Annotated in this window: 24 protein-coding genes and 1 riboswitch; of the genes, 14 read left to right on the forward strand and 10 right to left on the reverse strand. The window is 45.7% G+C overall.

The genetic code is table 11. The features are described from left to right. Positions 1-22: 22 nt before the first annotated feature. The 3 genes from ubiE to F7D20_RS02420 form a co-directional block, all read right to left on the reverse strand. Entirely contained in the window at positions 23-757 is a 735-nt protein-coding gene (ubiE, locus tag F7D20_RS02410; protein WP_022251536.1) for a bifunctional demethylmenaquinone methyltransferase/2-methoxy-6-polyprenyl-1,4-benzoquinol methylase UbiE, read from the reverse strand. Positions 758-863: 106 nt separating this feature from the next. Next, a complete protein-coding gene (locus F7D20_RS02415; protein WP_158462697.1) occupies positions 864-1,817 on the reverse strand; it encodes a phosphoribosylaminoimidazolesuccinocarboxamide synthase in 954 nt (317 codons plus the stop codon). A gap of 80 nt (positions 1,818-1,897) precedes the next feature. Further along, positions 1,898-2,884 carry a PhoH family protein gene (locus F7D20_RS02420; RefSeq protein ID WP_158462698.1) on the reverse strand — a complete coding sequence of 329 codons (987 nt, stop codon included), beginning with the start codon at positions 2,882-2,884 and terminating at the stop codon, positions 1,898-1,900. Between the two features lie 245 nt (positions 2,885-3,129). On the opposite strand from F7D20_RS02420, the gene F7D20_RS02425 reads away from it, so the two are divergent. From F7D20_RS02425 to F7D20_RS02440, 4 genes are all read left to right on the forward strand, one after another. After that, positions 3,130-3,906: a DUF5715 family protein gene (locus F7D20_RS02425; RefSeq protein WP_158462699.1), complete on the forward strand. Its 777-nt coding sequence runs from the start codon at positions 3,130-3,132 to the stop codon at positions 3,904-3,906. Between the two features lie 377 nt (positions 3,907-4,283). Continuing rightward, positions 4,284-6,530 carry a formate C-acetyltransferase gene (gene pflB, locus F7D20_RS02430; protein ID WP_158462700.1) on the forward strand — a complete coding sequence of 749 codons (2,247 nt, stop codon included), beginning with the start codon at positions 4,284-4,286 and terminating at the stop codon, positions 6,528-6,530. Positions 6,531-6,979: 449 nt separating this feature from the next. Further along, complete coding sequence (gene pflA, locus F7D20_RS02435) at positions 6,980-7,711, forward strand: pyruvate formate-lyase-activating protein (protein ID WP_158462701.1); 732 nt, start codon at positions 6,980-6,982, stop codon at positions 7,709-7,711. A gap of 157 nt (positions 7,712-7,868) precedes the next feature. After that, entirely contained in the window at positions 7,869-8,255 is a 387-nt protein-coding gene (locus tag F7D20_RS02440; RefSeq protein ID WP_158462702.1) for a hypothetical protein, read from the forward strand. A gap of 34 nt (positions 8,256-8,289) precedes the next feature. Here F7D20_RS02440 and hemW read toward each other — a convergent pair whose 3' ends face one another. Then, positions 8,290-9,441: a radical SAM family heme chaperone HemW gene (gene hemW, locus F7D20_RS02445; protein WP_158462703.1), complete on the reverse strand. Its 1,152-nt coding sequence runs from the start codon at positions 9,439-9,441 to the stop codon at positions 8,290-8,292. Between the two features lie 208 nt (positions 9,442-9,649). Between hemW and F7D20_RS02450 the strand changes: the two genes are divergently transcribed. The 3 genes from F7D20_RS02450 to rprY all read left to right on the forward strand — a co-directional run bounded on the left by F7D20_RS02450 (position 9,650) and on the right by rprY (position 14,366). Beyond that, positions 9,650-11,812 (forward strand): elongation factor G, encoded by a 2,163-nt coding sequence (locus F7D20_RS02450; protein ID WP_158462704.1) that lies wholly within the window; start codon positions 9,650-9,652, stop codon positions 11,810-11,812. A 233-nt stretch (positions 11,813-12,045) separates the two neighbouring features. Then, entirely contained in the window at positions 12,046-13,605 is a 1,560-nt protein-coding gene (locus F7D20_RS02455; protein ID WP_158462705.1) for a sensor histidine kinase, read from the forward strand. A gap of 62 nt (positions 13,606-13,667) precedes the next feature. Then, positions 13,668-14,366, forward strand: a complete 699-nt coding sequence (gene rprY / locus F7D20_RS02460; protein WP_158462706.1) for a response regulator transcription factor RprY — start codon at positions 13,668-13,670, stop codon at positions 14,364-14,366. Positions 14,367-14,386: 20 nt separating this feature from the next. Here the strand turns inward: rprY and F7D20_RS02465 are convergent, their stop codons facing one another. After that, a complete protein-coding gene (locus F7D20_RS02465) occupies positions 14,387-14,581 on the reverse strand; it encodes a hypothetical protein (protein ID WP_158462707.1) in 195 nt (64 codons plus the stop codon). A gap of 190 nt (positions 14,582-14,771) precedes the next feature. On the opposite strand from F7D20_RS02465, the gene rpsF reads away from it, so the two are divergent. The 5 genes from rpsF (at position 14,772) to F7D20_RS02490 (ending at position 19,281) form a co-directional block, all read left to right on the forward strand. Continuing rightward, complete coding sequence (gene rpsF / locus F7D20_RS02470; RefSeq protein ID WP_022251931.1) at positions 14,772-15,116, forward strand: 30S ribosomal protein S6; 345 nt, start codon at positions 14,772-14,774, stop codon at positions 15,114-15,116. Positions 15,117-15,118: 2 nt separating this feature from the next. Continuing rightward, entirely contained in the window at positions 15,119-15,388 is a 270-nt protein-coding gene (gene rpsR, locus F7D20_RS02475; protein ID WP_158462708.1) for a 30S ribosomal protein S18, read from the forward strand. A 19-nt stretch (positions 15,389-15,407) separates the two neighbouring features. Beyond that, the gene (gene rplI, locus F7D20_RS02480) at positions 15,408-15,932 is read left to right on the forward strand and encodes a 50S ribosomal protein L9 (RefSeq protein ID WP_158462709.1); all 525 of its coding nucleotides are present in this window, start codon (positions 15,408-15,410) and stop codon (positions 15,930-15,932) included. Between the two features lie 209 nt (positions 15,933-16,141). After that, a complete protein-coding gene (gene fabD / locus F7D20_RS02485) occupies positions 16,142-17,029 on the forward strand; it encodes an ACP S-malonyltransferase (protein ID WP_158462710.1) in 888 nt (295 codons plus the stop codon). A gap of 20 nt (positions 17,030-17,049) precedes the next feature. Next, on the forward strand, positions 17,050-19,281 hold the full coding sequence (locus F7D20_RS02490; protein ID WP_158462711.1) for an alpha-amylase family glycosyl hydrolase: 2,232 nt from the start codon (positions 17,050-17,052) through the stop codon (positions 19,279-19,281). A gap of 258 nt (positions 19,282-19,539) precedes the next feature. Here the strand turns inward: F7D20_RS02490 and glyA are convergent, their stop codons facing one another. The 5 genes from glyA to F7D20_RS02515 all read right to left on the reverse strand — a co-directional run bounded on the left by glyA (position 19,540) and on the right by F7D20_RS02515 (position 24,144). Further along, positions 19,540-20,820, reverse strand: coding sequence for a serine hydroxymethyltransferase (gene glyA, locus F7D20_RS02495; RefSeq protein WP_022253082.1), 1,281 nt, complete (start codon positions 20,818-20,820; stop codon positions 19,540-19,542). Between the two features lie 185 nt (positions 20,821-21,005). Beyond that, a complete protein-coding gene (gene pyrI, locus F7D20_RS02500; RefSeq protein ID WP_158462712.1) occupies positions 21,006-21,470 on the reverse strand; it encodes an aspartate carbamoyltransferase regulatory subunit in 465 nt (154 codons plus the stop codon). Between the two features lie 16 nt (positions 21,471-21,486). Continuing rightward, a complete protein-coding gene (pyrB, locus tag F7D20_RS02505) occupies positions 21,487-22,434 on the reverse strand; it encodes an aspartate carbamoyltransferase (protein ID WP_158462713.1) in 948 nt (315 codons plus the stop codon). Between the two features lie 196 nt (positions 22,435-22,630). Beyond that, positions 22,631-23,548 (reverse strand): HNH endonuclease signature motif containing protein, encoded by a 918-nt coding sequence (locus tag F7D20_RS02510; RefSeq protein WP_158462714.1) that lies wholly within the window; start codon positions 23,546-23,548, stop codon positions 22,631-22,633. A gap of 44 nt (positions 23,549-23,592) precedes the next feature. Beyond that, on the reverse strand, positions 23,593-24,144 hold the full coding sequence (locus F7D20_RS02515; RefSeq protein ID WP_158462715.1) for a nitroreductase family protein: 552 nt from the start codon (positions 24,142-24,144) through the stop codon (positions 23,593-23,595). A gap of 244 nt (positions 24,145-24,388) precedes the next feature. On the opposite strand from F7D20_RS02515, the gene F7D20_RS02520 reads away from it, so the two are divergent. Both F7D20_RS02520 and F7D20_RS02525 read left to right on the forward strand, forming a co-directional pair. Continuing rightward, positions 24,389-25,096 (forward strand): SIMPL domain-containing protein, encoded by a 708-nt coding sequence (locus F7D20_RS02520; protein WP_022253088.1) that lies wholly within the window; start codon positions 24,389-24,391, stop codon positions 25,094-25,096. 360 nt (positions 25,097-25,456) lie between these two features. Then, a riboswitch (SAM-I-IV-variant riboswitch) is annotated at positions 25,457-25,568 on the forward strand. Then, complete coding sequence (locus tag F7D20_RS02525; protein WP_158462716.1) at positions 25,568-25,822, forward strand: hypothetical protein; 255 nt, start codon at positions 25,568-25,570, stop codon at positions 25,820-25,822. It overlaps the preceding riboswitch by 1 nt. Positions 25,823-26,205: the final 383 nt, after the last annotated feature.

The raw sequence follows: 26,205 nt of genomic DNA on the forward strand, positions 1-26,205 counted from the left end.
GTTCTTTATCGTTGCACTCTGTTTATTTTGTTGCGAAATACATGGTGCAGATTCCGAAAGTCAGTCTTTTGAATTCTGTTTTGGCAAATCCTGCTTTCCTAAGCACTTCCATCATAGTCTCTCCCTGAGGGAAAGCCTCTATGGTAGCTGTAAGATAGCTGTAGGCGCTTTGGTCTTTGGAAATCAGCTTGCCATAAATGGGCAGTACGGTGTGTGAATAGATGCGGAAAAGCTGTTTCATAGGGAAGCGGACGGGTGACGTCAGTTCCACTATGCTCAGATGTCCGCCCTTCTTCAGTACGCGGTGCATCTCTCTGAGACCTTGGTCCAGACTCTGGAAATTGCGTATGCCGAAAGCTGCTGTCACGGCATCGAAGGTGTTGTCGGGAAACGAGAGGTTCAGGCAGTCTTCTTTCTGGAAGGAGATGATGTGCTCCAACTTCTCTCTTGCCACCTTTTCCTTGCCTATCTTCATCATGCCCTCCGAGATGTCGGTGCCGATGAGTTGCAGTGGGTGCAGCATTTGTGCCGACAGGATAGCGAAGTCGCCTGTGCCTGTGGCTATGTCGAGCATTTTCTGAGGTCTGAAAGGTGCCAGCTGCTTGATGGCCTTCTTCCTCCAGCCTTTGTCTATGTCCCACGAGAGTCTGTGGTTGAGGGTGTCGTAGGTGGGGGCGATGTTGTCGAACATTTCCTCTACCAGTTTCCCTTTATCGCCTTGTCCTTCGTAGGGCTTTATTTTCTCTTGCTTGTACATGCCTCGCGCGTACCTTATATTATATATAGAATATTACTGTATAGTATGAGTTACGGAATGTCGGTCGAAAGACTGTCGTTCCGTAACTCTTCTTGTTGACTTCAGCTTACTTCTTGTGTGAAGCGAGCCACTCGCTGACGTTCTTCTCGATTCGTGCGGCAATGTCGCCTTCCTCGGTAGCTTTGTCGAACTTCTCGCCTGTGATGTGCTCGTACAATTCGATGTAGCGCTCGCTTACGCTCTCTGCATACTCATCGGTAATCTCAGGCATGGTCTGTCCTGGTTCGTTCATGAAATTGTGCTCGATGAGCCACTGGCGTACAAACTCCTTAGAGAGCTGGCGCTGAGGCTCGCCCTTCTCGAACTTCTCCTCGTAGCCGTCAGCATAGAAATAGCGGCTTGAGTCTGGAGTGTGAATCTCGTCGATGAGATACACCTTGCCGTCGTGCTTGCCAAACTCGTATTTTGTATCTACGAGGATGAGGCCCTGCTTGGCAGCAATCTCCTGTCCGCGCTGGAAGATGCGGCGTGTGTAGTCTTCCATGACAGCATAGTCTTCTGCGCTAACGATACCCTGTGCGATAATCTCTTCCTTAGAGATGTTCATGTCGTGTCCCTCGTCAGCCTTGGTTGTAGGAGTGATGATTGGCTCTGGGAAACGCTGGTTCTCGCGCATACCCTCTGGCAGTTTCACGCCACAGATCTCGCGACAGCCCTTCTGGTATTCTCTCCATGCGCTACCTGTAAGGATAGAGCGGATGATCATCTCTACACGGAAACCCTCGCACTTCAGTCCTACGGTCACCATAGGATCGGGCGTAGCCAGCTTCCAGTTAGGACAAATGTCTGTTGTTGTATCCAGGAACTTGGCTGCAATCTGGTTGAGCACCTGTCCCTTGAAAGGAATGCCTTTAGGCAACACAACGTCGAATGCCGAGATTCGGTCAGTGGCGACCATCACGAGGATATCGTCGTTAATGTCATACACATCACGTACTTTTCCGTGGTAAACACTCTTTTGTCCATCAAAATGGAAATCTGTCTTTGTTAAAGCTTTCATTTTACGTTGAAATTTGAACTTTGAAATTTAGACTCGATGATATGGTTTTCCATTTCATTTCGTCCATTCTTAAATTCTAATTATTTTGTATTCTCTTTTTCTGCTAATCTTGCTTCCCGTGCCTCAGCCCGTTCCTTGTCATACTTGTCGTAGGCGTTGACGATACGGGTAACCAGTTTGTGGCGCACGATGTCTTTCTGGCCTAAGTTCACTACTCCGATGCCTTCTACTCCTTCCAGAATCTTGAGCGCTTCTTTCAGTCCGCTTCTCTGGTCGCGCGGCAAGTCTATCTGTGTCATGTCGCCCGTGATGATCATCTTGGTGTTGGTGCCCATACGGGTGAGGAACATACGTATTTGCTGTGAGGTGGTGTTCTGCGCCTCATCGAGGATGACTATAGCATCACTTAGGGTGCGTCCGCGCATAAAAGCCAGGGGTGCTATTTGTATGATGTGCTTCTCCATCATGTCCTGCAGTTTCACGGCAGGTATCATGTCTTCGAGCGAATCATAGAGTGGTTGCAGGTATGGGTCTATCTTGTCCTTCATGTCGCCTGGCAGGAATCCCAATTTCTCGCCAGCTTCGACGGCAGGTCTTGAAAGGATGATCTTCTTGGCTACTTTGTCCTTCAGGGCCCTTACGGCAAGGGCGATGCTGAGGTAGGTCTTTCCTGTACCGGCAGGTCCTACGGCAAACACCATGTCGTTCTTCTCGTAGGCATCAATAAGTTTTTGCTGGTTCTCGCTTCGGCTCTTGATGGGCTTTCCGCTGATGCTATATACCAATACTCCCTTCACGGTGTCGGCTTTGGTCTGTTTTCCCTTCACGATGTCGAGGATATCTTCCTCTGTCAGGGTGTTGTACTTGAGCAGATGTATCCTCATACGTTCTATCTCTTCTTCGGCTTTTGCCATTTCCTCTTCGTCGCCGAGCACACGCAACACATTGTCACGTGCCACGATACGCAACTTAGGATACAGCGACTTGATCATCTGCAAGTGAGCGTTGTTCACTCCGTAGAACATCACTGGGTCTACATCTTCGAGTACTATATGCTTCTCTATCAAAACCTTTTTATATCAATTTTTTTGTTCAAAGATATGTAATATATAACACGGTGCAAAAGTAATCATTTTCCACGACATGAGCAAATTAATACTCCCAAAATCGAGCCTTAAATATCAAAAAACAGTAGGCTAAATGATAAATAATTAAAAAAATGTATTGTGAGTGTCTTTTTGCGGAATGTCGATGGCTCTAATTCATTCCTTTTTACTACCTTTGCATGAAAATAAAGAACGACACATAGAAAATGAAGCTATCCAAGAATAAGTTTTTGAAAGGTTTTGTGGCAGCAACTTTGTTGCTTGCCCTGGTACGCCTTGTCTTCCCGAGTGTGGCACAACCCTTGGCTCACAAGTCGGTGGCGCAGGCCGACACGGCAGTTGTCGACAGTATCGACACCACGGCGGTAGAGAGGATGAAGCCTTCTGTATTTTTCGATTCCAAGGGGCAGGTGGTGAAACATCGTATTTTCTCGGTCCCTCATTTTGGCAATACCTTTCCCGATCAGAATGATGTGCAGCTTCTTGCTGCCAATAAGTATGGAGTAAGTCCGGTGCAAAACCGTGAAGAGGCTGAGCACAGCAAGGGCAAACTGGTGTATGTGGGCAGTAACCCTTATTTCTATGTTGATAAGTTGAACAACAGCATTCCTTATCTTGTGCCACGTGCCTCGGTGTTGCTTCAGGATATTGGCAAGGCTTATTTCGACTCGTTGCAGATCAAGGGCATTCCGCTCCATAAGATTATCGTCACCAGTATCCTGCGTACCAAGGACGATGTGGCGAAACTGCGTACACGCAACAGTAATGCCACCGAGAACTCGTGTCATCTCTATGGTACAACCTTTGATGTGTGTTACAACAGGTATAAGACCGTGCAGACGGCAAGCGAACCTCGGCGTGAGGTGCGCAACGACTCCTTGAAATGGGTGCTCAGCGAGGTGTTGCGTGACATGCGACAGGCCAACCGCTGCTTGGTGAAGTACGAGGTGAATCAGGGATGCTTCCATATTACGGTGAATTAATGAGGTGGAGTTGCTTGCTTCTTACCATGAAGTGGTGAGGGCGGGTCTTCATTATCTCCCTATAAATGATGATTTTCTGTATAGAATGTGAGTAGAGAAAGAAATATTTGCGGCTTTTCATTGTCATTTCAGAAAATATGCGTAACTTTGCACCCGCAATCAGGCAAGAGACCTTTTCCGGTCTTTTGCAGAGATAAAAAATAGTATTAATCACAATATAAAGGATAAGAAGAAAGAATGATAAAACAAAAGTTCAATAAGCGTACCGTTAGAGGCTTCATGCAAGGCGGCTTTGCGACTTGTTGGATATAAACCCGGGCACTTTTGTGACCGGGCTTTTTTTGTTTATTTGTTAATTTATTAAATATTTACCGATTATGAGAAAAGAATGGAGAGGTTTCAAAGGAAACAAGTGGCAAACGGAAGTCAACTTGCGTGACTTCATTCAGAACAACTACACCAGCTACGACGGCGATGAGTCGTTCTTGGCAGAACCTACCCAAGCAACAGACACCCTTTGGGGAATGTTGAAGGAACTCCAGAAAGAGGAGCGTGCCAAGGGTGGCGTGCTGGATATGGAGACCGAGGTAGTATCTGGATTGACAGCATATGGTGCTGCTTATATCGGCGAGGGTACCAAGGACTTGGAGAAGGTGGTAGGTCTGCAGACCGACAAGCCTCTGAAGCGTGCCTTTATGCCTTACGGTGGTATCAAGATGGCAGAGCAGGCTTGTACTACATACGGCTATGAGCCATCAGAGAAACTGCACGAGATCTTCCACAAATATTGCAAGACTCACAATGATGGTGTCTTCGATGCTTACACTCCCGAGATGAAGCTCGTTCGCCACAATCATATTCTTACTGGTCTGCCTGACACATACGGCCGTGGCCGTATCGTAGGTGACTATCGTCGTGTGGCTCTTTATGGTATCGACTTCCTGATTCAGGAGAAGCAGAACGACCTTGCCAACATGGGTGACCATGAGATGATCGACGAGGTGATTCGTCTTCGTGAGGAAGTTTCTATGCAGATCAAGGCTCTCAAGGGCTTGAAGGAGATGGCTGCCAGCTATGGTTTTGATATCAGCCAGCCTGCTCAGAATGCACGTGAGGCTGTGCAGTGGCTCTACTTCGGCTACCTCGGTGCTGTGAAGACCCAGAATGGTGCTGCCATGTCGGTAGGTCGTATCTCTACCTTCCTCGACATCTACTTCGAGCGCGATTTCAAGGAGGGAACTCTTACTGAGGCTGATGCGCAGGAGCTGATCGACCATCTGGTGATGAAGTTCCGTATGGTGAAGTTCGCCCGTATTCCTTCTTATAACCAGCTCTTCTCTGGTGACCCAGTATGGGCTACACTTGAGGTGGGTGGTATTGGCCAGGATGGCCGTTCTATGGTTACCAAGAACGACTTCCGTTTCCTTCACACATTGGAGAATATGGGTCCTTCGCCAGAGCCTAACCTGACTGTATTGTACAGTTCTCGTTTGCCTAAGGGCTTCAAGCACTATGCTTCTTTGATTTCTGTGAAGACAAGTTCTATCCAGTACGAAAATGACGATGTAATGCGCCCTGTATGGGGTGACGATTATAGCATCTGCTGCTGTGTGTCTGCCACACAGACCGGTAAGGAGATGCAGTTCTTCGGTGCTCGTGCCAACTTGGCCAAGTGCTTGACCTATGCTGTTTCTGGTGGCGTTGATTCCAAGACCCGTGAGCAGTGTGGTCCTAAATTCCGTGCCGTAGAGGGCGATGTACTTACTTACGAAGAGTTCATGCCTCGCTTTATGGACATGATGGACTGGTTGGCTTCTGTTTATGTGAAGACTTTGAACCTGATCCACTACATGCACGATAAGTACTTCTACGAGGCAGCCGAGATGGCGCTCATCGATACTGACGTCCGTCGTACATTTGCAACAGGTATTGCGGGTTTCAGTCATGTGGTAGACTCTATCTCAGCCATCAAGTATGCTAAGGTGAATATTATTCGTGATGAGACGGGCTTCCCACTCAGCTTCAAGACCGAGGGCGACTTCCCACGTTATGGTAACGATGATGAGCGTGCCGACGAGATTGCAGTATGGCTTCTGAAGACCTTCATGAACATGATCAAGAAGTATCATACTTATCGTGATTCTGAGCCTACTACCTCTATCCTTACCATCACGTCCAACGTGGTTTACGGTAAGTTTACCAGCAACATGCCTGATGGTCGTCCTGCTGGAGCTCCTTTGGCACCTGGTGCCAACCCATCTTATGGTGCCGAGAAGAACGGCCTGTTGGCTTCGCTCAACTCTGTGGCTAAGTTGCCTTACGAGTATGCTCTTGATGGTATTTCCAATACTCAGACCATCAGTCCTGGTGCTCTCGGTCATAACGACGAGGAGCGTGCCCAGACTTTGGTTGGCGTGATGGATGGTTACTTTAACCAGGGTGCTCATCACCTGAATGTCAACGTATTTGGCGTAGACAAGTTGATGGATGCCATGGAACATCCAGAGAAGGAAGAGTATCAGAACTTCACAATCCGTGTGAGCGGTTATGCAGTCAAGTTCATCGACCTGACTCGTGAACAGCAGCTTGACGTGATTGCCCGTCAGGCTCACGAGAAACTCTAATTAGAAGTTTTTTGTAAAAGAAATCATCTATATAGCCCAGGCTCTGAGAGTCTGGGCTTTCTTTTTCTCTGATTTCCGAACATAAGAAAGTGCAGGCATTATTCATGCAAGAAGTGGTCATTTGAAATCGTCAGACCACAGATTTAAAGCGCATGTTTATGCTGTATTTTTATGCAATAATAGCCTAAAAATCCTTTTCTAACTGGGAAACAGAATCCGCCCAACTGGAAAAATATTTTTTCCCAACTGGGAAATTATTTTTTCGCAGTTAAGTGGTGTAGGTTTTTGAATATATATGCAAAAGCTTTTGTGCTGTTTTTTTTCTTGTTTCTCATGTTCGTACTATCGATAGTTGAGTATACGATAAATATCCTAAAAATTATAAAATTGCTGCATAAAAGTTGTATAAATGGAAATAAAGTACTAACTTTGCATAAAATAGAAAAGATATGACAAAAGGTTTCGTACATAGTGTGGAAAGTTTTGGCTCGGTAGACGGTCCTGGCATCAGGTTTTTGATATTCCTGCAGGGGTGTCCTATGCGCTGTCAGTTCTGTCATAACCCCGATTCCTGGAAGACAGGAATAGGTGAGGAGCGTACGGCTGACGAGTTGCTCGATCAGGCTGAGCGCTTTCGTGCATATTGGGGCGACAATGGAGGCATTACCGTTAGTGGAGGTGAGGCCCTGTTGCAGATAGACTTCTTGCTGGAGCTTTTCGAGAAGGCCAAACAGCGAGGCATAGGAACCTGCTTGGACACATCGGCTCAGCTATTTACTCGTAAGGCACCTTTCTTCGAGAAGTTTGAGCGTCTGATGGAACTTACCGATACGGTGCTGCTTGATATCAAGCACATAGATGATGAGGAGCATCGCAAACTGACGCGTCATAGTAACGCCAATATTCTGGATTGTGCCCGATATCTGAGTGAGATAGACAAACCTGTATGGATCAGACATGTGCTCATTCCTGGTATTACGGATAAGGATGAGTATCTTGTCAGGTTGCGCGATTTCCTGTCTACGCTTCATAACATAGAGCGTATAGAGGTGCTTCCTTATCATACATTAGGAGTTTATAAGTACGAGAAATTAGGTATCGATTATCCTCTGAAAGACGTGCAGCCTCCTGCGGCAGAGCGAGTGGCGAATGCCAATGATATTCTGCAACAGGCATTGTAACTGGGCAATGGAGGTTAAATGCGGTTAAAAAGCAGTAAAACAAGAGAAAAAAGCTTTGAGAACTCACTAATTTGTGATAAATTTGCAATAAAGAAAACCGAAATGGAGAATGTGACGCAGCTGAGCATCTTTAATATATAAATTGTATACAACAACGATGATGGAGAAAAAAAACAAAGAAACTGAATTCAATCAATTTTGGGAGCAGCATCAAAAGCAACTCATACTGAATGCACCCAAGGAACTGAGGGATGAGTATGTGGAGTCGACCCAGCTCAATTCTCCCTTGGACTGGTTGTGCTTTATCCTGCCCTTTGGCATCGGTATCCTTGTTCAGCCTTACATCAGGCTGGGGAGTGAAATCCTGTCGTGGCTTATCATGGTGGTGATAGTGTCAGTGCTGTTTGCCTTGATGCAGATGGTAAAGCCTTACATCAGCAAGAAGAAGTCTACCGCTCAGGTTGTCGAACGCATCAAGGAATATTACTATTCGATGTATCTGCAGCAGGGCAGTTTGGAGAACTTCAAGGCATGGCTGGGCTAACCCGTAGGCTGTTCTTTCAAAGAACGGTAGGGGTTCACACCAACATGAAGTCGCTCATGATGTCGTCTGAGATGTAGAGTCCTTTACGGGTAAGCGCCAGATGTCCATCTTTTATTACCATCAGCTGGCGGGCTATGTGCTTGTCAGCTTCAGTCATCAGGGTTTGGTAGAAAGAGTCGCCGAACTCTTTTTTTATATCTTCGAGTGTAATGCCGTCGATAGTGCGCAAAGCTGTTGTTATCAGGTCATTGTATCTTGTCTCCTTATTTAGAATTTCATGTTCCTGCTCTGTTCTTCCTTCTGTTATGGTCTGGATGTATTTGTGGATGTCGGCTTCATTCCAACTCCTCATCACCTCAGGCTTGCGTCTGTATGAGTGGGCAGCAGCTCCCAGTCCGATGTAGGGCACTTCATGCCAGTAACTGCTGTTGTGGCGTGAGCGGAATCCTGGTTTTGCAAAGTTGCTTATCTCGTAGTGCTCATATCCGGCAGCGGTCATTTTGTCGATAAGCATCTCGTACATTCGCAGGTAGGTGTCCTCGTCGGTTTCCTTTATCTTCTCTTGCTGCAGCAAGCGGTACAGGGTTGTGCCTTCCTCATACATCAGGCTGTATGCCGATAGGTGTTCGGCGTTCAGCGAGATGGCGTGCTCGATGTCCTGTTGCCATTCCTGAATGGTTTCGTTGGGGAATCCAAACATCAGGTCAATACTGATGTTGCCGATGCCGGCTTCCCGCAGCAAATGTATGGCATTCTCTACCTCTCGGGCATTGTGTCTTCTGTGCAAAAAGCGAAGGCGCTCATCCGAGAAAGTCTGGGCTCCCATGCTGATACGGTTGACGGGCAACTGGCTGAGAGTATGGCAAAGAGAAGGGGTGATGTCGTCGGGATTGCACTCCATGGTTACTTCCATGTCTCTACCCATGCAGGAGTCATAATGCTGGCTGATGCCTTCGAAAATTTGCAAGAGTTGCTGACTGGTGAGCTGACTGGGTGTCCCTCCTCCTAAGTAGATGGTTTCTATCTGTGCAGGTTCGCCCAGGGCACGGTCGACGGTTCTCATTGCCATTTCCTTGCAGAGAGCGTCCACGTATGCCTCTCTCATCTTCAGGGATGTGGTGCTGTAAAAACCGCAGTAGATGCAGCGGCTCTCGCAGAAGGGAATGTGTATGTAAAGTCCAGCCATTGTTTTCTATATATAATAAGGTGTAAGCCAGTTTTTTTGCTTTAATTTGGTGCAAAATTACTAATATGTTTTAAAAGAAGTGAGTTTTGCGTGCTAAACTTTTTGTTTTTTGGGAAAAATTCACTATCTTAGTAGCCATAAAGCGGAGAAGAAACTACTTCGCCCTTTTGACAACTTAATGTATAACCCTTATTAAATCTATAGCGTCATGAGAGTATATCAGACAAATGAGATCAAAAACATCGCATTGTTGGGCAGTGCGGGTAGCGGCAAGACTACACTTGCCGAAAGTATGTTATTCGAAGCAGGCATTATCAAGCGTAGAGGCTCTGTAGAAGCGAAGAATACGGTGAGTGACTACTTCCCAGTTGAGTTGGAATACGGCTATTCGGTATTCCCAACTGTTTTTCATGTAGAATGGAACAACAAGAAGCTTAATATCATAGACTGTCCAGGAAGTGATGACTTCGTGGGAGGTGCTATTACTTCGCTCAATGTTACCGATCAGGCTGTGATTCTTATCAATGGTCAGTATGGTCCTGAGGTAGGTACACAGAATAACTTCCGCTACACAGAGAAGTTGGGCAAGCCTGTCATCTTCCTTGTCAATCAGCTTGATTCTGACAAATGTGACTTCGATAATATCGTGGCTACCATGCACGAAATCTATGGTTCTAAGTGTGTACAGATACAGTATCCTATCGAGACCGGTTCTGGCTTCAATGCTCTCATTGACGTGCTATTGATGAAGAAATATTCCTGGAAGCCAGAAGGTGGTGCTCCTGTCATTGAGGAGATTCCTGAAGAGGAGATGGACAAGGCCATGGAGTTGCACAAGGCCCTCGTTGAGGCTGCTGCCGAGAATGATGAGGGCTTGATGGAGAAATTCTTCGAGAGCGAGAGTCTTACCGAAGACGAGTTGCGCGAGGGCATCCGTAAGGGATTGGTAACCCGCAGCATCTTCCCAGTGTTCTGCGTTTGTGCAGGAAAAGATATGGGTGTGCGCCGCTTGATGGAATTCTTGGGCAATGTGGTGCCTTTCGTCAGCGAGATGCCAAAGTTGCACAATACCCGTGGTGAGGAGATTACTCCTGATGCTGCTGGTCCTGAAAGCGTTTACTTCTTCAAGACAGGTATGGAGCCACATATCGGTGAGGTAAGCTACTTTAAGGTAATGAGTGGTACGGTGAAGTCGGGTGATGACCTGACAAATGCTGACCGTGGAAGCAAGGAGCGTATCGGACAGCTGTATGCTTGTGCGGGAGCCAATCGTGTTCCTGTCGACAAACTCGAGGCGGGTGATATCGGTTGTACCGTGAAGTTGAAGGACGTGAAGACTGGCAATACGCTGAATGGCAAGGATACAGAGTGGCGTTTCGACTTCATCAAGTATCCTAACTCCAAGTACTCCCGTGCCGTAAAGGCTGTCAATGCTCAGGATACAGAGAAACTGATGGCTGCTCTCTTGAAGATGCGCCAGGAGGATCCTACATGGGTAGTGGAGCAGAGTAAGGAGTTGCGCCAGGTGATCGTGCATGGTCAGGGCGAGTTCCACTTGCGTACATTGAAGTGGCGCTTGGAGAACAATGAGAAGTTGAACATTGTCTTCGGTGAGCCTCGTATTCCTTATCGTGAGACCATTACCAAGAAGGCTCGTGCCGAGTATCGACATAAGAAACAGAGTGGAGGTGCCGGACAGTTTGGTGAGGTTCACCTGATAGTGGAGCCATATGCAGAGGGTATGCCTGATCCAACCTCATTTACCTTCAACGGACAGGAGTTCAAGATGAACATCAAGAGTCGCGAGGAAGTTTCATTGGAGTGGGGTGGTAAGTTGGTATTCCTCAACTCTGTGGTAGGTGGTGCCATTGATGCACGTTTCATGCCTGCTATCCTCAAGGGTATTATGGACTGTATCGAGCACGGTCCTCTGACAGGCAGCTATGCCCGCGATGTGAGAGTTATCGTTTATGATGGCAAGATGCATCCAGTAGACAGTAATGAGTTGTCGTTCATGCTGGCAGCCCGTCATGCCTTCAGCGATGCTTTCAAGCAGGCCGGTCCTAAGATTCTTGAGCCAATCTATGATTTGGAGGTTTATGTTCCTGCCGATTTCATGGGCGATGTGATGAGTGACTTGCAGGGCCGCCGTGCTCTTATCATGGGTATGGACAGCGAGGCTGGTTATCAGAAGTTGAGTGCGAAGATTCCGTTGAAGGAACTTTCCAACTACTCTATCTCTCTGAGTTCGCTCACAGGCGGACGTGCTTCTTTCACTACCAAGTTTGCAAGTTACGAGCTTGTTCCTAATGATATTCAGGGCAAGCTGATAGCTGAACACGAGGCAGAATTGGCTAAAGAGGCTGAGTAATAGTTAGTGGATAAAATAAATAATAAGTAGAAAGAGGACATGCGGATTGTTGCATGTCCTCTTGTTCTTTCTTGTCGAAAGAGCATCTGTAATTACGATAGGCACTTTTGTTGGTTCAGATAAGTGCTTATCAGTAATTATCAAATATCGATATTGTTAATAATATTAAATTACGAATAAATAATTAACGACAATTTGTTAATCGTTTAAGAAATTTGTCTATCTTTGCTGCCATGAAGAAGAAAACAATTTGGACTATTGCCATCATCATGGGCTTTTCGTTCTTGGCTTTGCTTTTCCTTCAACTGAGTTATATTCAGGAGATGGTGAATATGAAGAAAGAACAGTTTGACGAGTCGGTCAACAGAGCCCTGTATCAAGCTTCAAGAAACTTGGAGTTGAACGAGACGTTGCGCTATTTGGAGAAAGACGTCAATGAGACTGAGCGCAGAGCCACTCGGAAAGACTCTGTGGGTACAAGGAGCGGGCAGCTTGATGGCACAGTTCAGCATTCACATCAGTATTCGGTGACAGGTAAGGACGGTACTGTCTATTCTTCTTTCGAGCTGAAGACCATAGCTACCAATCCTGCTCAGATGCCAAAGGCCATGATTCTGCGAAGCGACAAGAACTCCTTGCACGAGACCCAGAAGTCATTGCAGGAGATTGTCAAGAATAGATATGTTTACCAGAAGGCGTTGCTCGACGAAGTGGTTTACTCCATTCTCTATTCGGCGTCAGACAAGCCTTTGAAGGAACGCATCAACTTCAAACAGCTCGACCAGGACCTCAAGGCGGAAATGATGAATAATGGTATCAACATTCCTTATCATTTCACGGTGAGCACACAGGATGGACGCGAGGTTTATCGTTGTCCTGACTTTTCAGAAGAGGGTGAGGAATACAGCTATTCGCAAGTACTGTTCCGCAATGATCCACAGTCTAAGATGGGAGTTGTGAAGGTGCATTTCCCTGACATGAACAGTTATATCTTCTCGAGTGTGCGCTTCATGATACCAAGTATCATCTTTACATTGGTGTTGCTGATCACCTTCATCTTCACCATTGTGGTACTATTCCGACAGAAGCGTTATACGGAGATAAAGAACGACTTTATCAACAATATGACACATGAGTTGAAGACGCCTATAGCCAGCATCAGTCTGGCTGCCCAAATGCTCAACGACTCTTCGGTATCAAAGAGCGAGCAGATGCAGAAACACTTGGGTACGGTCATCAATGACGAGTCAAAGCGACTGCGCTTCCTGGTAGAGAAGGTTTTGCAGATGAGTATGTTCGACCGCAAGAAGGCTGTGTTCAAGAAGAAGGAACTTGACCTTAACGAGATGGTGGAGAATATAGCCCATTCGTTCTCATTGCGTGTAGAGCATACGGGCGGAAAGGTGTATACCGATATTGAGGCAGTGGATTCCTCTATCTATGTAGATGAGGTACATTTCCAAAATGTAATCTTCAACCTGATGGATAATGCTGTGAAGTATCGCAAACCAGGTGAGGCGCTCGATATCACGATGAAGACGTGGAACGACGATCAGCATCTATATCTCTCCATCACAGATACGGGCTTGGGTATGAAGAAAGAGAATCTGAAGAAGATTTTTGATAAGTTCTACCGTGTTCATACAGGTAATGTCCACGATGTGAAGGGCTTCGGTCTGGGTCTGGCTTATGTAAAGAAGATAGTAGATCTTCATGATGGTGAGATCAAGGTGGATAGCGAGTATGGAAAGGGAACAACCTTTACTATCAAGCTGCCTGTGATTCATGATTGATAAAATAATGTGATTCATGATTGATAAAATAAACAGAATATTAATATTAAAGCTATAAGATTATGGAAGAGACAATTAAGATTTTGCTTTGCGAGGACGATGAGAACTTGGGTATGTTGCTTCGCGAGTATTTATTGGCAAAGGGATATGATACAACTTTGTGCCCCGATGGTGAGGCTGGTTACAGAGAGTTTACCAAAGGCAAGTTTGATATTGCCGTGCTCGACGTGATGATGCCAAAGAAGGACGGCTTCACCTTGGCACAGGAGATTCGTCAGGCTAATGCCGATATTCCAATCATCTTCTTGACAGCCAAGACACTGAAGGAAGATATCCTCGAAGGTTTCAAGATTGGTGCCGATGATTATATCACTAAGCCTTTCTCTATGGAAGAGTTGGTGCTCCGTGTAGAGGCTATCCTTCGTCGAGTACGTGGTAAGAAGAATAAGGAGTCAACTCTGTACCACATTGGTAAGTTTACTTTCGATACCCAGAAGCAGTTGCTTTCTGCAGGTGAGAAGCAGACTAAGTTGACCACCAAGGAGAATGAACTGTTGGCATTGCTCTGTTCTCATGCCAATGAGATTCTGCAGCGTGACTTTGCCCTGAAGACTATCTGGATAGACGACAACTACTTCAATGCTCGCTCTATGGATGTATATATCACCAAGTTGCGCAAGCACCTGAAAGATGATCCACAGATTGAGATTATCAACATCCATGGTAAGGGTTATAAGCTGATTACTCCTAACGAGGAATAAGTAATTTCTCTGTCACTAAGCTAAGGCTTTTGCTTGAGCGAATATACATATCCTGCTGTTCCTGCGACAATGAAAAAGAGTCCGGCGAACAGCAGGATGTTGTTTTTGATACCAAAGACGAAACTGGCAGCAAGCATGAGTACCCCCAGTACGATAAATGTCATACCCATGGATAAAAGTGCAGGCAAAAGTTGCTTGATTTTGTTTGTTTTCATTATTTCAGTCCTCTTTTTATGATATAATAACCAATGAATTAAATATTTTCGGCAAAAGTACAAAAAATATTTGGTTATTTGAATAAAAAGTAGTAATTTTGCACCGCATTTCGTGGAAGAGGTGTTTTTTAGACACGGAATCTGTGGGTGCAACAATTTATTTAATAACATTTTAATTATCAAAAGTAGTATGAATCAATACGAAACCGTTTTCATTTTGACTCCCGTTTTGTCTGATGAACAGATGAAGGAAACGGTCGCTAAGTTCAAGAAGCTGCTCACCGATAACGGTGCTGAGATTTTGAATGAAGAGGCTTGGGGTTTGAAGAAGTTGGCTTACAACATTGAGAAGAAGACATCAGGCTTCTACAACTTGATTGAGTTCAAGGCTGAACCAACTTTGATTAACAAGCTCGAGACTGGCTATCGCCGCGACGAGAAAGTTATTCGTTACATGACTGTTAAACTTGAAAAGTATGCAGCACAGTACGCCGAGAAGCGTCGTGCTAAGCTTGGTAAAAAAGAGGAGGCTTAATCATGGCAGATCAGAAATCAGAAATCCGTTATTTGACCGCTCCTTCTATCGATACAAAGAAGAAGAAGTATTGCCGTTTCAAGAAGAGCGGTATTAAGTATATCGACTATAAGGATCCAGAGTTCTTGAAGAGATTCTTGAACGAGCAGGGTAAGATTCTTCCACGTCGTATCACAGGTACATCTTTGAAGTATCAGCGCCGTGTAGCACAGGCTGTTAAGCGTGCTCGCCAGATCGCTTTGCTTCCTTACGTAACCGATTTGATGAAGTAATTTAAGGAGGAAAAGATTAATGGAAATTATACTTAAGCAAGATATTATCGGTCTTGGATACAAGAACGATATCGTGAATGTAAAGAGTGGTTACGGTCGTAACTTCCTCATTCCTACAGGTAAGGCTGTTATCGCTTCTGCATCTGCTAAAAAGCAGTTGGCTGAGGATTTGAAGCAGCAGGCTCACAAGCTCGAGGCTATCAAGGCTGAGGCTGTTAAGAAGGGTGAGGCTCTCAATGACGTAGTTCTTACTATTGCTGCTAAGGTGAGCGCAACAGGTCAGCTTTATGGTTCTGTTAACGCCGCTACTGTAGCTGAGGAGCTCGCAAAGAAGGGTATCGAGGTAGATCGTAAGATCATCACTATGAAGGATGCCAAGAAGATTGGTGAGTACGAGGCAACTGTTCACTTCCACAAGGAGGTTGAAATCAAGGTTCCTGTTATCGTTGTAGCAGAAAATGCTCCTGTTGCTGCTCCTGCAGTAGAGGAGGCTCCTGCTGTTGAGGCTGCTCCTGCTGAGGAGGAGGCTCCTGCAGCTGAGTAATCTCACCGACTTTTTAGTACGATATTTTTTCGCACTGTAAAGCATATTAATATAAAAATCCCATCTGCCCTCAGGCATTTGGGATTTTTTTGTTTTTTCTCTTTTAAGTGTCATTTTTTTATTGTATCTTTGCACCCGATTATTATTCAGCATTTTGCAGGATATTATCATCGTAACATTTGTAACAAACTAAATAGATAAAACAAGAAATGAAAGCATTTGTTTTCCCAGGTCAGGGTTCTCAGTTCGTAGGAATGGGTAAGGACCTTTATGACAACAATTCTTTGGCAAAAGAACTCTTTGATAAGGCCGATGAGATTCTCGGTTTCAAGATTACTGATATTATGTTTGCTGGTACCGACGACCAGTTGAAGGAGACCAAGGTTACTCAGCCTGCCGTGTTCCTCCATTCTGTTATCTCAGCCCTCTGCTTGGGTGATGAGTTCCAGCCTGCTATGGTGGCAGGTCACTCTCTGGGTGAGTTCTCTGCCCTCGTTGCTGCAGGTGCTATGGCTTTTGAGGATGGTTTGAAGTTGGTTGCTGCTCGTGCTAATGCCATGCAGAAAGCTTGCGAGGCCAATCCCGGTACCATGGCTGCTATCATCGGTTTGCCAGATGAGAAGGTAGAGGAGGTCTGTGCAGAGGTAAGCACTGAAGGTAATGTGGTAGTTGCTGCCAACTACAACTGTCCTGGTCAGCTTGTTATTTCAGGTAATGTAGACGCTATCAATGTTGCCTGCGAGAAGTTGAAGGCTGCTGGTGCCAAGCGAGCTCTGCCTTTGAAGGTAGGTGGCGCTTTCCACTCTCCATTGATGCAGCCTGCCAAGGACGAGCTTCAGGCTGCTATCGAGAAAACAACTTTCTCGGCTCCTAAGTGTCCTGTTTACCAGAATGTAGACGGCAAGCCTCATACCGATCCTGCTGAGATTCAGCAGAACCTCATTGCCCAGCTTACCAGCTCTGTTCGTTGGACTTCTTCTGTTCAGGCAATGATTGCTGATGGTGCTGATGACTTTACCGAGTGTGGTCCTGGCAAGGCTTTGCAGGGCATGATTGGTCGTATCGATAAGACAGTAGCTTCTCACGGTATTGCTTAATATCAGGTCATAGCCGCGAGATGAAAGAAAAAGTCGTTATTTATCAAGTTCTTCCACGTCTTTTCCGCAATGCCAATATTACCCGTAAGGAAAATGGTACGATAGATGAGAATGGATGTGGAAAACTTAACAACTTCAATGACGCAGTATTAGCCCGTATCCATGATATGGGCTTTACTCATATTTGGTATACGGGAGTTATTCGCCATGCCACACAGACCGATTACTCTTCTTTCGGCATTCCTGTACAGCATGCCGAGGTGGTGAAAGGAAAGGCTGGTTCACCTTATGCCATTACCGACTATTATGACGTCGATCCTGATCTGGCAGAGAATGTCAGCATGAGAATGACGGAATGGGAGAGTCTTATCGAGCGCACTCACAAGGCTGGTATGAAGGTCATCATGGACTTTGTGCCCAATCATGTGGCTCGTGAGTATCATTCCATTCGCAAACCAGCAGGTGTACGAGATCTTGGAGAAGATGATGACAAGAACATGCACTTCTCTACGCGCAATAATTTCTATTATACTTGGGGTGATCTGGACCTGAACGATGTTCGTTGCTCCAAACCCGAGTTCAAGGCTTTCTCTTCCAAAGAAGCCAAGATATACGAACCCTATCATGAGAGTCCAGCCAAGGCAACAGGCAACGACCGCTTTGACAACCATCCGGGTAGAAACGACTGGTATGAGACGGTGAAACTCAACTATGGAGTGGATTATTGTGATGCCGGCGGCCGCAGCTATCACTATGAGCCAGTGCCCAGTACCTGGGGCAAGATGACTGACATCTTGTTGTTCTGGGCAAGCAAGGGTGTCGACGGATTCCGTTGTGACATGGCTGAGATGGTGCCTTGCGCCTTCTGGTCGTATGCCACTCAGATACTGAAAGCCCGTTACCCGGAAGTGATTGTCATAGGTGAGGTGTACGATCCCAACCAGTATCGCAACTACGTGAAGGCTGGTTTTGATTACCTCTATGACAAGGTGGGTATGTATGACTGTCTGCGTGCTGTAATCCGTGGAGAACGTCCTGCTGCCAGTATCACCCACGAATGGCAGGTGGTCGACGATATACGTGAGCATATGCTCTATTTCTTAGAGAATCATGACGAGCAGCGTATTGCCAGCGATTACTTCTGTGGTGATGCACGCAAGGCGCTGCCGGCAGCAGCCATGAGTCTTTTCTTCCAGAAGAATCCTTTTATGGTCTATAGCGGACAGGAGTTCGGAGAAAAGGGAATGGACAAAGAGGGATTCAGTGGGGTAGATGGCAGAACGACCATCTTCGACTATTGGTCGCCCGTGACCTTGTCGCATGCCTACGACACGCTCGTTGCCTCGAAGCCAAGAGGCCGCAAGCCTGCCACACCTCATAAGGAATGGTGTACAGCAGAGCAGAAGGAGCTTGCCGTGCAGTATCGCAAGATGCTCAGACTTGCCAATGAGGAACGTGCCATCCGTGAGGGAGATACTTTCGACCTCATGTATGTCAATGCCATTTCCGAGCATTTCGACCCTCGTTCTCAGTTCGCCTTTCTCCGCAAGAAGGATGAGGAAGTGCTCTTGGTGGTACTCAACTTCTCGGCAGAGTCATGCCTGTTGGGTGTTACCATTCCGGCTCATGCCTTCGACTTCTTCCATATCACAGAGGAAGAGGTGATGGCTACAGAACTCTGGACAGGTGACAAGAAGAAGGTAGAACTTAAGAAAGACGGACGTTTCCCAGTGGCTGTTGAGCCTTATGGAGTAAGAATCTATAAATTCAATGTCAAGATGGAAGAGAGTGAGTTTATTTTGAATGAGCATCACAAGGAAGAGTTTCCTCCTGCTCATACGGCAGAGCATCTGCTCAATCAGTTGATGGTTCGTATGTTCTCATGCGAGCGCAGTCGCAATGCTCATATTGAGCGAAAGAAAAGCAAGATGACCTTTGTCGTTGACCACAAACCTTCGCGTCAGGAAGAGAAGGCGATAGAAACCGAGATGAATCGGTTGATAGCGCTTGATATGCCAGTGACCTATGAGTTTGTTGATCGCGACCATATTCCTGCTGATGTGAAGCTCGACCGATTGCCAGAGGATGCCAGCGAGACTTTGCGTCTGGTGCGTATAGGCGATTACGATGTGTGTCCTTGCATAGGTAAGCATGTACGCTCTACGGCACAGATAGGTAAGTTTGTGATGCTCGGTACCAATTGGGACGAGGCATCTCATTCCTTGCGTATCCGCTTCAAGATTGTACAGTAATTCGGAGTGTGATAAAATACATTGGCCTGTGTGTAGAAACGCAATAGGCTTCGTTGCCCAACGCAATGGGCTTTGTTGCCCAACGCAATAGGCTTCGTTGCCCAACGCAATAGGCTTCGTTGCCCAACGAAGGTACTTACGTTCTTGGGGAGTATAAGTTCGTGCAGGTACCGGCACTCATTTTATAAAAAGCAAATAAAAAAAGTTGCGAGAGTAATCTCGCAACTTTTTTATCTTTCAGTATATTTGATTCTTTGATTAGTATGCAAACAGAGGATAGTCCTTCATGGTTGCATTTACCTTCTCGCGTACACGAGCAATTACCTTCTCGTCCTCAGGAGCATTCAGAACCTCTTCGATGAGCTCGGCAATGAGGTGCATCATATCCTCTTTGGCGCCACGGGTTGTCATGGCTGCAGTACCCAGGCGGATACCACTTGTCTGGAAGGCAGAGCGAGTGTCGAATGGTACCATGTTCTTGTTGACAGTGATATCAGCAGCAACAAGGGCATTCTCTGCCACCTTACCAGTCAAGTCAGGATACTTGCTTCTCAGGTCTACCAGCATAGAGTGGTTGTCGGTACCACCACTAACGATTCCGAAACCACGTCCGATGAGGTCGTCGGCCAATACTGAAGCATTCTTCTTCACCTGTGTGGCATATTCTTTCCATGAAGGCTGGAGGTTCTCGTTGAAGGCTACAGCCTTGGCAGCGATAACGTGCTCCAATGGACCACCCTGCTGACCTGGGAATACGGCAGAGTTGAGCAACATACTCATTTTCTTTACCTCGCCCTTCTTGGTGGTATAGCCCCAAGGATTGTCGAAGTCCTTACCCATGAGAATGATACCTCCACGAGGACCACGGAGAGTCTTGTGTGTGGTAGAAGTTACGATGTGTGCATATTTCAATGGGTTGTCGAGCAATCCTGCTGCGATAAGACCTGCAGGGTGAGCCATGTCGATCATTAACAAGGCACCCACCTCGTCGGCAATCTTGCGCATGCGGGCATAATCCCACTCACGGCTATAGGCGCTGCCGCCACCGATAATCAACTTAGGTTTGTTTTCGAGAGCCAACTTCTCCATCTCGTCATAGTCTACACGACCAGTTTCCTTGTTGAGGTTGTAGCCGATAGGGCGATAGAGGATACCAGATGTATTGACGTGGCTGCCATGTGAAAGGTGTCCACCGTGGTCAAGGTTCAGTCCCATGAATGTGTCGCCGGGCTTCAGCACAGCGAGCAGTACGGCAGCATTGGCCTGTGCTCCAGAGTGAGGCTGAACATTGGCATACTCTGCACCGAAGACTTTCTTTACGCGCTCGATGGCAAGGTTCTCTACGATATCTACCACTTGGCAACCGCCATAGTAACGTTTGCCAGGGAGTCCCTCAGCATACTTGTTGGTAAGGTAAGAACCCATAGCGTTCATTACCTCTTCACTCACAAAGTTCTCGGAAGCAATCAGCTCCATACCTTTCAGCTGACGCTGATGTTCTCTTTCGATCAAGTCGAAAATCTCTTGGTCTTTTTCCATTGAATCTCTATATTATTAGTCGTTTTATGCTTGATTCAGCTTATATTTTAGATTTGTACTGCAAAAATAAGCAATATAGTTGTAATAGCCAAATAATAAAAGCTATTTTGAGTCTATTTGCTTACTTTTTGTCGTTTTTATACAAAAACAGGCTTCTAACTGTTATGTCAGAAGCCTGTTTTATGTTATTTGCAAAGTTCTACCTTTCCGAGTTGCTGCTCCTTGTCACAGTAGTGACAGCGTATTATGCCCAATGCGGCATCCACGGTGTGGAAGACTGTAGCCATAGGCTCGTTGTTGGTGATGCACTTGGGGTTGTTGCATTTCACGATTCCCTTCAGTGTATCAGGAGTCTTCACTGTCTTCTTTTCAACGATTTCGTAGTCCTTGATAATACTCAGACCGATGTTTGGAGCTACTACCGAGAGACGGTTAATCTCTTCGTCGGTAAAGAATTTGTTGGCAACTTTGATGATGCCCTTCTTGCCGATTTTCTTGGAAGGGAGGTTGTAGCCGATGGTGACAGGTGTCTCCATTTTCTCTAATTGCAGGAGGTTGACTACCTGATAGGTCTTTTCGGCTGGTATATGGTCGATAACGGTTCCGTTCTCGATAGCGGCAACCACAAGTTGATTCTTATTGTTTCCCATAATTAAACTCTAAACATTATTCAATAATAGTCTTGTCGTTCTTGATGTCGTCGAGCGTGATGCCGAGGCAATGGCAGAAGATGGCCTCTCGTGCATAGAGTCCGTTCTGTGCCTGCTGTATGTAGTAAGCGTGTGGGTCGTCATCCACATCGTATGCTATCTCGTTGACACGTGGCAGTGGGTGCATGATCTTCATGTTCTCCTTGGCCTTGGCGAGCATACTGCGTTTCAGAATATACACGTTCTTTACGCGCTCGTATTCCATCAGGTCGCTGAAGCGTTCCTTCTGGACGCGTGTCATATAGAGGATGTCGGCACCTGCTATCACGTCTTCGTTGAAGTCTTCGTGCTCCACATATTTGATTCCATGATGGTCGCAGTAGAGTTTGTACTCTTGTGGCATGGCCAGCTCCTTTGGTGCGATGAAGTGGAAGGTAGGGTTGAAGTGGCGCATGGCAGTGATGAGCGAGTGTACTGTTCTTCCATATTTCAAGTCGCCCACGAGATAGATATTCAGATTCTCGAGTGTTCCCTGTGTCTTGTAGATGGAGTAGAGGTCAAGCAGGCACTGTGATGGATGCATGTGGGCTCCGTCTCCAGCATTGACAATAGGCACTGGTGCCACCTCACTGGCATACTGTGCAGCTCCCTCTATGTAGTGGCGCATGGCAATGATGTCGGCATAGTTGCTCACCATGAGGATGGTGTCCTTCAGAGTCTCGCCCTTGGTGGTACTTGATGTCTTGGCATCAGAGAAGCCTATGACACGGGCACCGAGGCGGTTGGCTGCAGTTTGAAAACTAAGTTGTGTACGGGTGGATGGTTCGAAGAAAAGGGTTGCAACAACCTTTCCCTTCAACAGTTCCCTGTTGGGATGCTTTTCGAACTCTTGCGCCATCTGCAGGAGGTATTCTATCTTCTCCTTCGACAGGTCTGCAATCGTCACAAAATTATGTTTTTCCATTTGAATTTTGATTGAATGTTCTGAAATCGCCTCCAAAGTTACATATATTTTTTTATTTATGTGCTATTCACCTAAAAAGTTTTAGGTTATTTTGCACAAACCTTTATTATTCTACTACCATTTTCTTTCCGTTGTGGATGTAGATGCCTTTCTGTGTAGGACATTCTTCTCCCACTTTCTGACCATTCAGGTTATATCAGCCCTTAGGATAAATGGGCTCTGCCTCGAACTCGATGAAAGGAATGCTCGCCACGCCCTGGTAGTTGTCGTACGAGAAGGCTACGTTCTGCATGCTTCCCCAGATATATTCCTCCAGGCCAGGATAGTCGACGAAGGGGTTGCGGTTGTTTTGCTTCTCTTGGATGCCCTTGTTGCGGTTTGTTTCCTTTTGGCTTACTGGGTCTTTCTTCGACCATTCCATCAGCATCTTCATTTGCCAGTCCTTGTAAGGTTTGTAGGAATCGTGTGAGGCGATAGGTGCGAATTCTCCAGCATTCCAATTTGCAATCTTGTCTTCGTAAGCTGTTGCCATATAGAAGTAAATGCGGGCGAAGTCTCCTTTATACATATCGTTGGGCTCAAAGACATTACCTGTATAGCCAGGATAGGTGCAAGAACCTACTTTGCTGAAGGAATTGTTTGACTTGTATGTATTGCCATTTGTTTCTCCGAAAGGAAGGTTGCCCCTGCGATTGTTTACATATCCGTCGGTTGGCACAAGGTGTACAAGGTCGGTGTACATGGGTTTTGTTTTACCACCAAACCAACTTTTAGGAAAAGAATGTTCACGGTTGTAAGAATCGCCTTCTCTTTTGTAATTAGCTCCCTGTGCAGAACTTCCGAAAACATAGTTGGTCTTGTCAGAGTACATATCCCATACCTTTCCGTCTTCTCGCTTGTCAGTTGTTCTGAAAGCTATCCAAAGCCCATCATATGACAATTGAGTATGCGTCTTAATAATATAAAACATCGCAGTTTTCAGCGCTTTGCCTTTCTTTCCGTTAGCACTCTGATAATAAGTACCCGTGTTGTTAGGCCCCTGTGCAAAGAGACTTAAAGTGATGAGTTGCAGGGTTATGAAGAGCCCCCAATGCTTAATGTTTTTTCTTTTCATGTCTGTGTGATAATTATTCTTTCTGACGTAATGTTGTAAGATTCTTATAGAAATGATTTGGGCTGATGGTTGTATCCGTTCAGCGAGATATTCGCTTCGTCCCATTTGTCTTTGGCTGTCGTTTTCTTCTTGGGATAACCGATAACGATGGTGTTCAGCGGTATCAAGTTGCTGGGCAGTGCCAACAGCTCTTGCATTCCCCTGTAACGTTCCTCAAGAGGGTAGAGGGCGGTCCATACAGCACCCAGATCGAGGGCATTTACCATCAGGAGGAGGTTCTCTGTAGCTGCAGAACAGTCCTGGATCCAGAACTCCTGTTCCGTACCTTCAAGGGTTTTGTTTAAGTCGCCACAGACAACAATGGCAAGCGGAGCTTCCTTTGCCATGCTGGCATATGGACTGAAATGAGGAATCTGATCGAGTAACTTCCTGTCGTCTATCACAGCAAAGTGCCAGGGCTGTTTGTTACAAGCCGAGGGTGCTGCCATGGCTGCATGCAACAGCATCTCTACTTTCTCCGACTCAACAGGTTGGTCGAGAAAGTTTCGCACGGAAGTACGGCTCATGATATTGTCGAATATTTCTTTTTGATTCATTTTCTTAGTGTTTAGAATTCCTTTTGCAAAGTTACACAGAATAATCGATATAGTAGGCGGTTACTGCTGTTTTTTCTGATGGTTTTCATCTAAAATGCAGATTTTAGATTATTATAACACATAATAATACCTGGATATCAGTTGTTTTGTGTAATTTTGTGAAAATAAAGTGAGTGCCTCAAAAACTGTCGCAGCTTCTTGAGGCTTTAGGAAACAGTAAGTAAAACTTAATAACAAAGAAAACATGAATGTCAATGCAGGTATCAAGCAAGCAGCAATCTTAGCCATCGGCATCATTGCGCTTGGATTTTGTATCAAGTCGGGTTTGGAGGGTCTGGCAGGTAAGGACCGCAAAGTAGTGGTTAAGGGTTTGGCAGAAAAGGAGGTGGAAGCCGACAAGGTGACATGGCCTATCCTGTCGAAGGAGATAGGCAATGACCTGCCCCAGTTGTATCAGACCATCAACCATACGACGAGTACCATACGCCAGTTCCTGTTGGCTAATGGCGTGAAGGCAGAAGAGATCAATGTCAATGCTCCTGTGGTGATCGACCTGAATGCCGAGCGATATGGAGAAAACAAGAATCCTTATCGTTACAATATTACTTCCATCATCACCGTCACGTCGAATAATGTGAAGCTTATCCGCAGTCTTATTGCCCGTCAGGGGGAATTGCTCCAGAAGGGCATAGCCATAGTGGATGGAGGTTACGACAATCCTGTGAAATATGAGTTTGTGGCTTTCCGCAAGATGAAGCCCAAGATGATGCAGGAGGCGATAGAGAATGCTGAGCAGACCGCCGAGCAGTTTGCCAAGAACAGCAAGAGTAAGATCGACAAGATTATGAATGCAGACCAGGGACAGTTCTCCATCGACGACCGCGACTCGAATACTCCTTATATTAAAAAGGTAAGGGTTGTGACTACTGTCACCTATTCGCTGAAAGATTAACGAAGCAACAGCATCTGTTGCTTCCTTCCTTAGTCATCATTGATGTTCGGGAAAGGGTGTGGTTTAACGATTTTAGTTGACCACTCTAAGCCTTATTGATTGAGCCCACTTTAAAAAGTCAATTTTACGAAAATCAGATATTGATTATCAATAAGTTACAAAGGCAAAAATATGATTTTCGACTTTTTAAAGTGGGCTCGGTATTATTATAATACTATTATAATGTAAATATGCGAAAGTTTAACCATATCAAGTTCTCCCTTGGTAAATCTTCTTCTTAAAAAGAAGGGGAATTTTCTGAAAAAATAATCCCGTAAAAAATTGGTGGTTTCAAAATAAAGATTTACTTTTGCAGTCGAAATCAAGCATCAAGAGTTGCCCAGTTGTGGCACACCAACCGAGTTTCACATAGAGATAACCACGGTGGTAAAAGGATGCGTAAGTGTTTAACAACTTAAAATAATTATCTTTATGAATCCAAATTCAGATTTAAAGAATGAGAATGCAATGGCAACTAATGCCGAGTCTTCAACTGTTTGTTCTGGCTATGCCGAGTCCAGAATTTCAGAGTATGCAGCCCGCTTTGCCGCATACAGCGATGAACAATTAAAGCAGACCGTGGATCACGAGCGTAATGTTCGTGGTTGGGTAAGCGAGCGCAGCTACTTACTCGCCGCTCTGCGAGGAGAGTGCGAGAAGCGAGGAATAGCTTATTGCTGGAAGTAGTGGAATGTTTCCCATGGATTTTACAAATCTTTCCGTTTTGTGGGATAGATTTGTAAAATCAGAAAAACAATGAATTCTTCTCGATATGAATCAAGCCCCATCTGTGTAATCTGTGGGAACTTATGACTTGAATTCCTCGATGAAGGGTTGCAGGTTTCCACCTCTTGTTTTGGTTGAAGAATCCATTTGAGAAAGGTGAATTCCAAAAGAATCATGTATTGTTTAAGGATGATAAAAGTTATCTGGAAACAATGGTGAATATGATTTTGCAGTATATATAGAATAATTTAGGCGTGGTAATAAGGCTTATTTTATTGCCGCGCCTTTCTTTGTGTGTCGGGCATGACACTAACCTAACTGGTTTAACTCCAGTCGCAGGTATT

The sequence above is a fragment of the Segatella copri genome (assembly GCF_009495355.1).
Lineage (GTDB): Bacteria > Bacteroidota > Bacteroidia > Bacteroidales > Bacteroidaceae > Prevotella.

Bases quoted from the DNA above. Each gene is read 5' to 3' on its own strand.
- ubiE (WP_022251536.1), bottom strand. From the start codon at position 757: ATGTACAAGCAAGAGAAAATAAAGCCCTACGAAGGACAAGGCGATAAA.
- F7D20_RS02415 (WP_158462697.1), bottom strand. From the start codon at position 1,817: ATGAAAGCTTTAACAAAGACAGATTTCCATTTTGATGGACAAAAGAGT.
- F7D20_RS02425 (WP_158462699.1), top strand. From the start codon at position 3,130: ATGAAGCTATCCAAGAATAAGTTTTTGAAAGGTTTTGTGGCAGCAACT.
- pflB (WP_158462700.1), top strand. From the start codon at position 4,284: ATGAGAAAAGAATGGAGAGGTTTCAAAGGAAACAAGTGGCAAACGGAA.
- pflA (WP_158462701.1), top strand. From the start codon at position 6,980: ATGACAAAAGGTTTCGTACATAGTGTGGAAAGTTTTGGCTCGGTAGAC.
- F7D20_RS02440 (WP_158462702.1), top strand. From the start codon at position 7,869: ATGATGGAGAAAAAAAACAAAGAAACTGAATTCAATCAATTTTGGGAG.
- hemW (WP_158462703.1), bottom strand. From the start codon at position 9,441: ATGGCTGGACTTTACATACACATTCCCTTCTGCGAGAGCCGCTGCATC.
- F7D20_RS02450 (WP_158462704.1), top strand. From the start codon at position 9,650: ATGAGAGTATATCAGACAAATGAGATCAAAAACATCGCATTGTTGGGC.
- F7D20_RS02455 (WP_158462705.1), top strand. From the start codon at position 12,046: ATGAAGAAGAAAACAATTTGGACTATTGCCATCATCATGGGCTTTTCG.
- rprY (WP_158462706.1), top strand. From the start codon at position 13,668: ATGGAAGAGACAATTAAGATTTTGCTTTGCGAGGACGATGAGAACTTG.
- F7D20_RS02465 (WP_158462707.1), bottom strand. From the start codon at position 14,581: ATGAAAACAAACAAAATCAAGCAACTTTTGCCTGCACTTTTATCCATG.
- rpsF (WP_022251931.1), top strand. From the start codon at position 14,772: ATGAATCAATACGAAACCGTTTTCATTTTGACTCCCGTTTTGTCTGAT.
- rpsR (WP_158462708.1), top strand. From the start codon at position 15,119: ATGGCAGATCAGAAATCAGAAATCCGTTATTTGACCGCTCCTTCTATC.
- rplI (WP_158462709.1), top strand. From the start codon at position 15,408: ATGGAAATTATACTTAAGCAAGATATTATCGGTCTTGGATACAAGAAC.
- fabD (WP_158462710.1), top strand. From the start codon at position 16,142: ATGAAAGCATTTGTTTTCCCAGGTCAGGGTTCTCAGTTCGTAGGAATG.
- F7D20_RS02490 (WP_158462711.1), top strand. From the start codon at position 17,050: ATGAAAGAAAAAGTCGTTATTTATCAAGTTCTTCCACGTCTTTTCCGC.
- glyA (WP_022253082.1), bottom strand. From the start codon at position 20,820: ATGGAAAAAGACCAAGAGATTTTCGACTTGATCGAAAGAGAACATCAG.
- pyrI (WP_158462712.1), bottom strand. From the start codon at position 21,470: ATGGGAAACAATAAGAATCAACTTGTGGTTGCCGCTATCGAGAACGGA.
- pyrB (WP_158462713.1), bottom strand. From the start codon at position 22,434: ATGGAAAAACATAATTTTGTGACGATTGCAGACCTGTCGAAGGAGAAG.
- F7D20_RS02510 (WP_158462714.1), bottom strand. From the start codon at position 23,548: ATGAAAAGAAAAAACATTAAGCATTGGGGGCTCTTCATAACCCTGCAA.
- F7D20_RS02515 (WP_158462715.1), bottom strand. From the start codon at position 24,144: ATGAATCAAAAAGAAATATTCGACAATATCATGAGCCGTACTTCCGTG.
- F7D20_RS02520 (WP_022253088.1), top strand. From the start codon at position 24,389: ATGAATGTCAATGCAGGTATCAAGCAAGCAGCAATCTTAGCCATCGGC.
- F7D20_RS02525 (WP_158462716.1), top strand. From the start codon at position 25,568: ATGAATCCAAATTCAGATTTAAAGAATGAGAATGCAATGGCAACTAAT.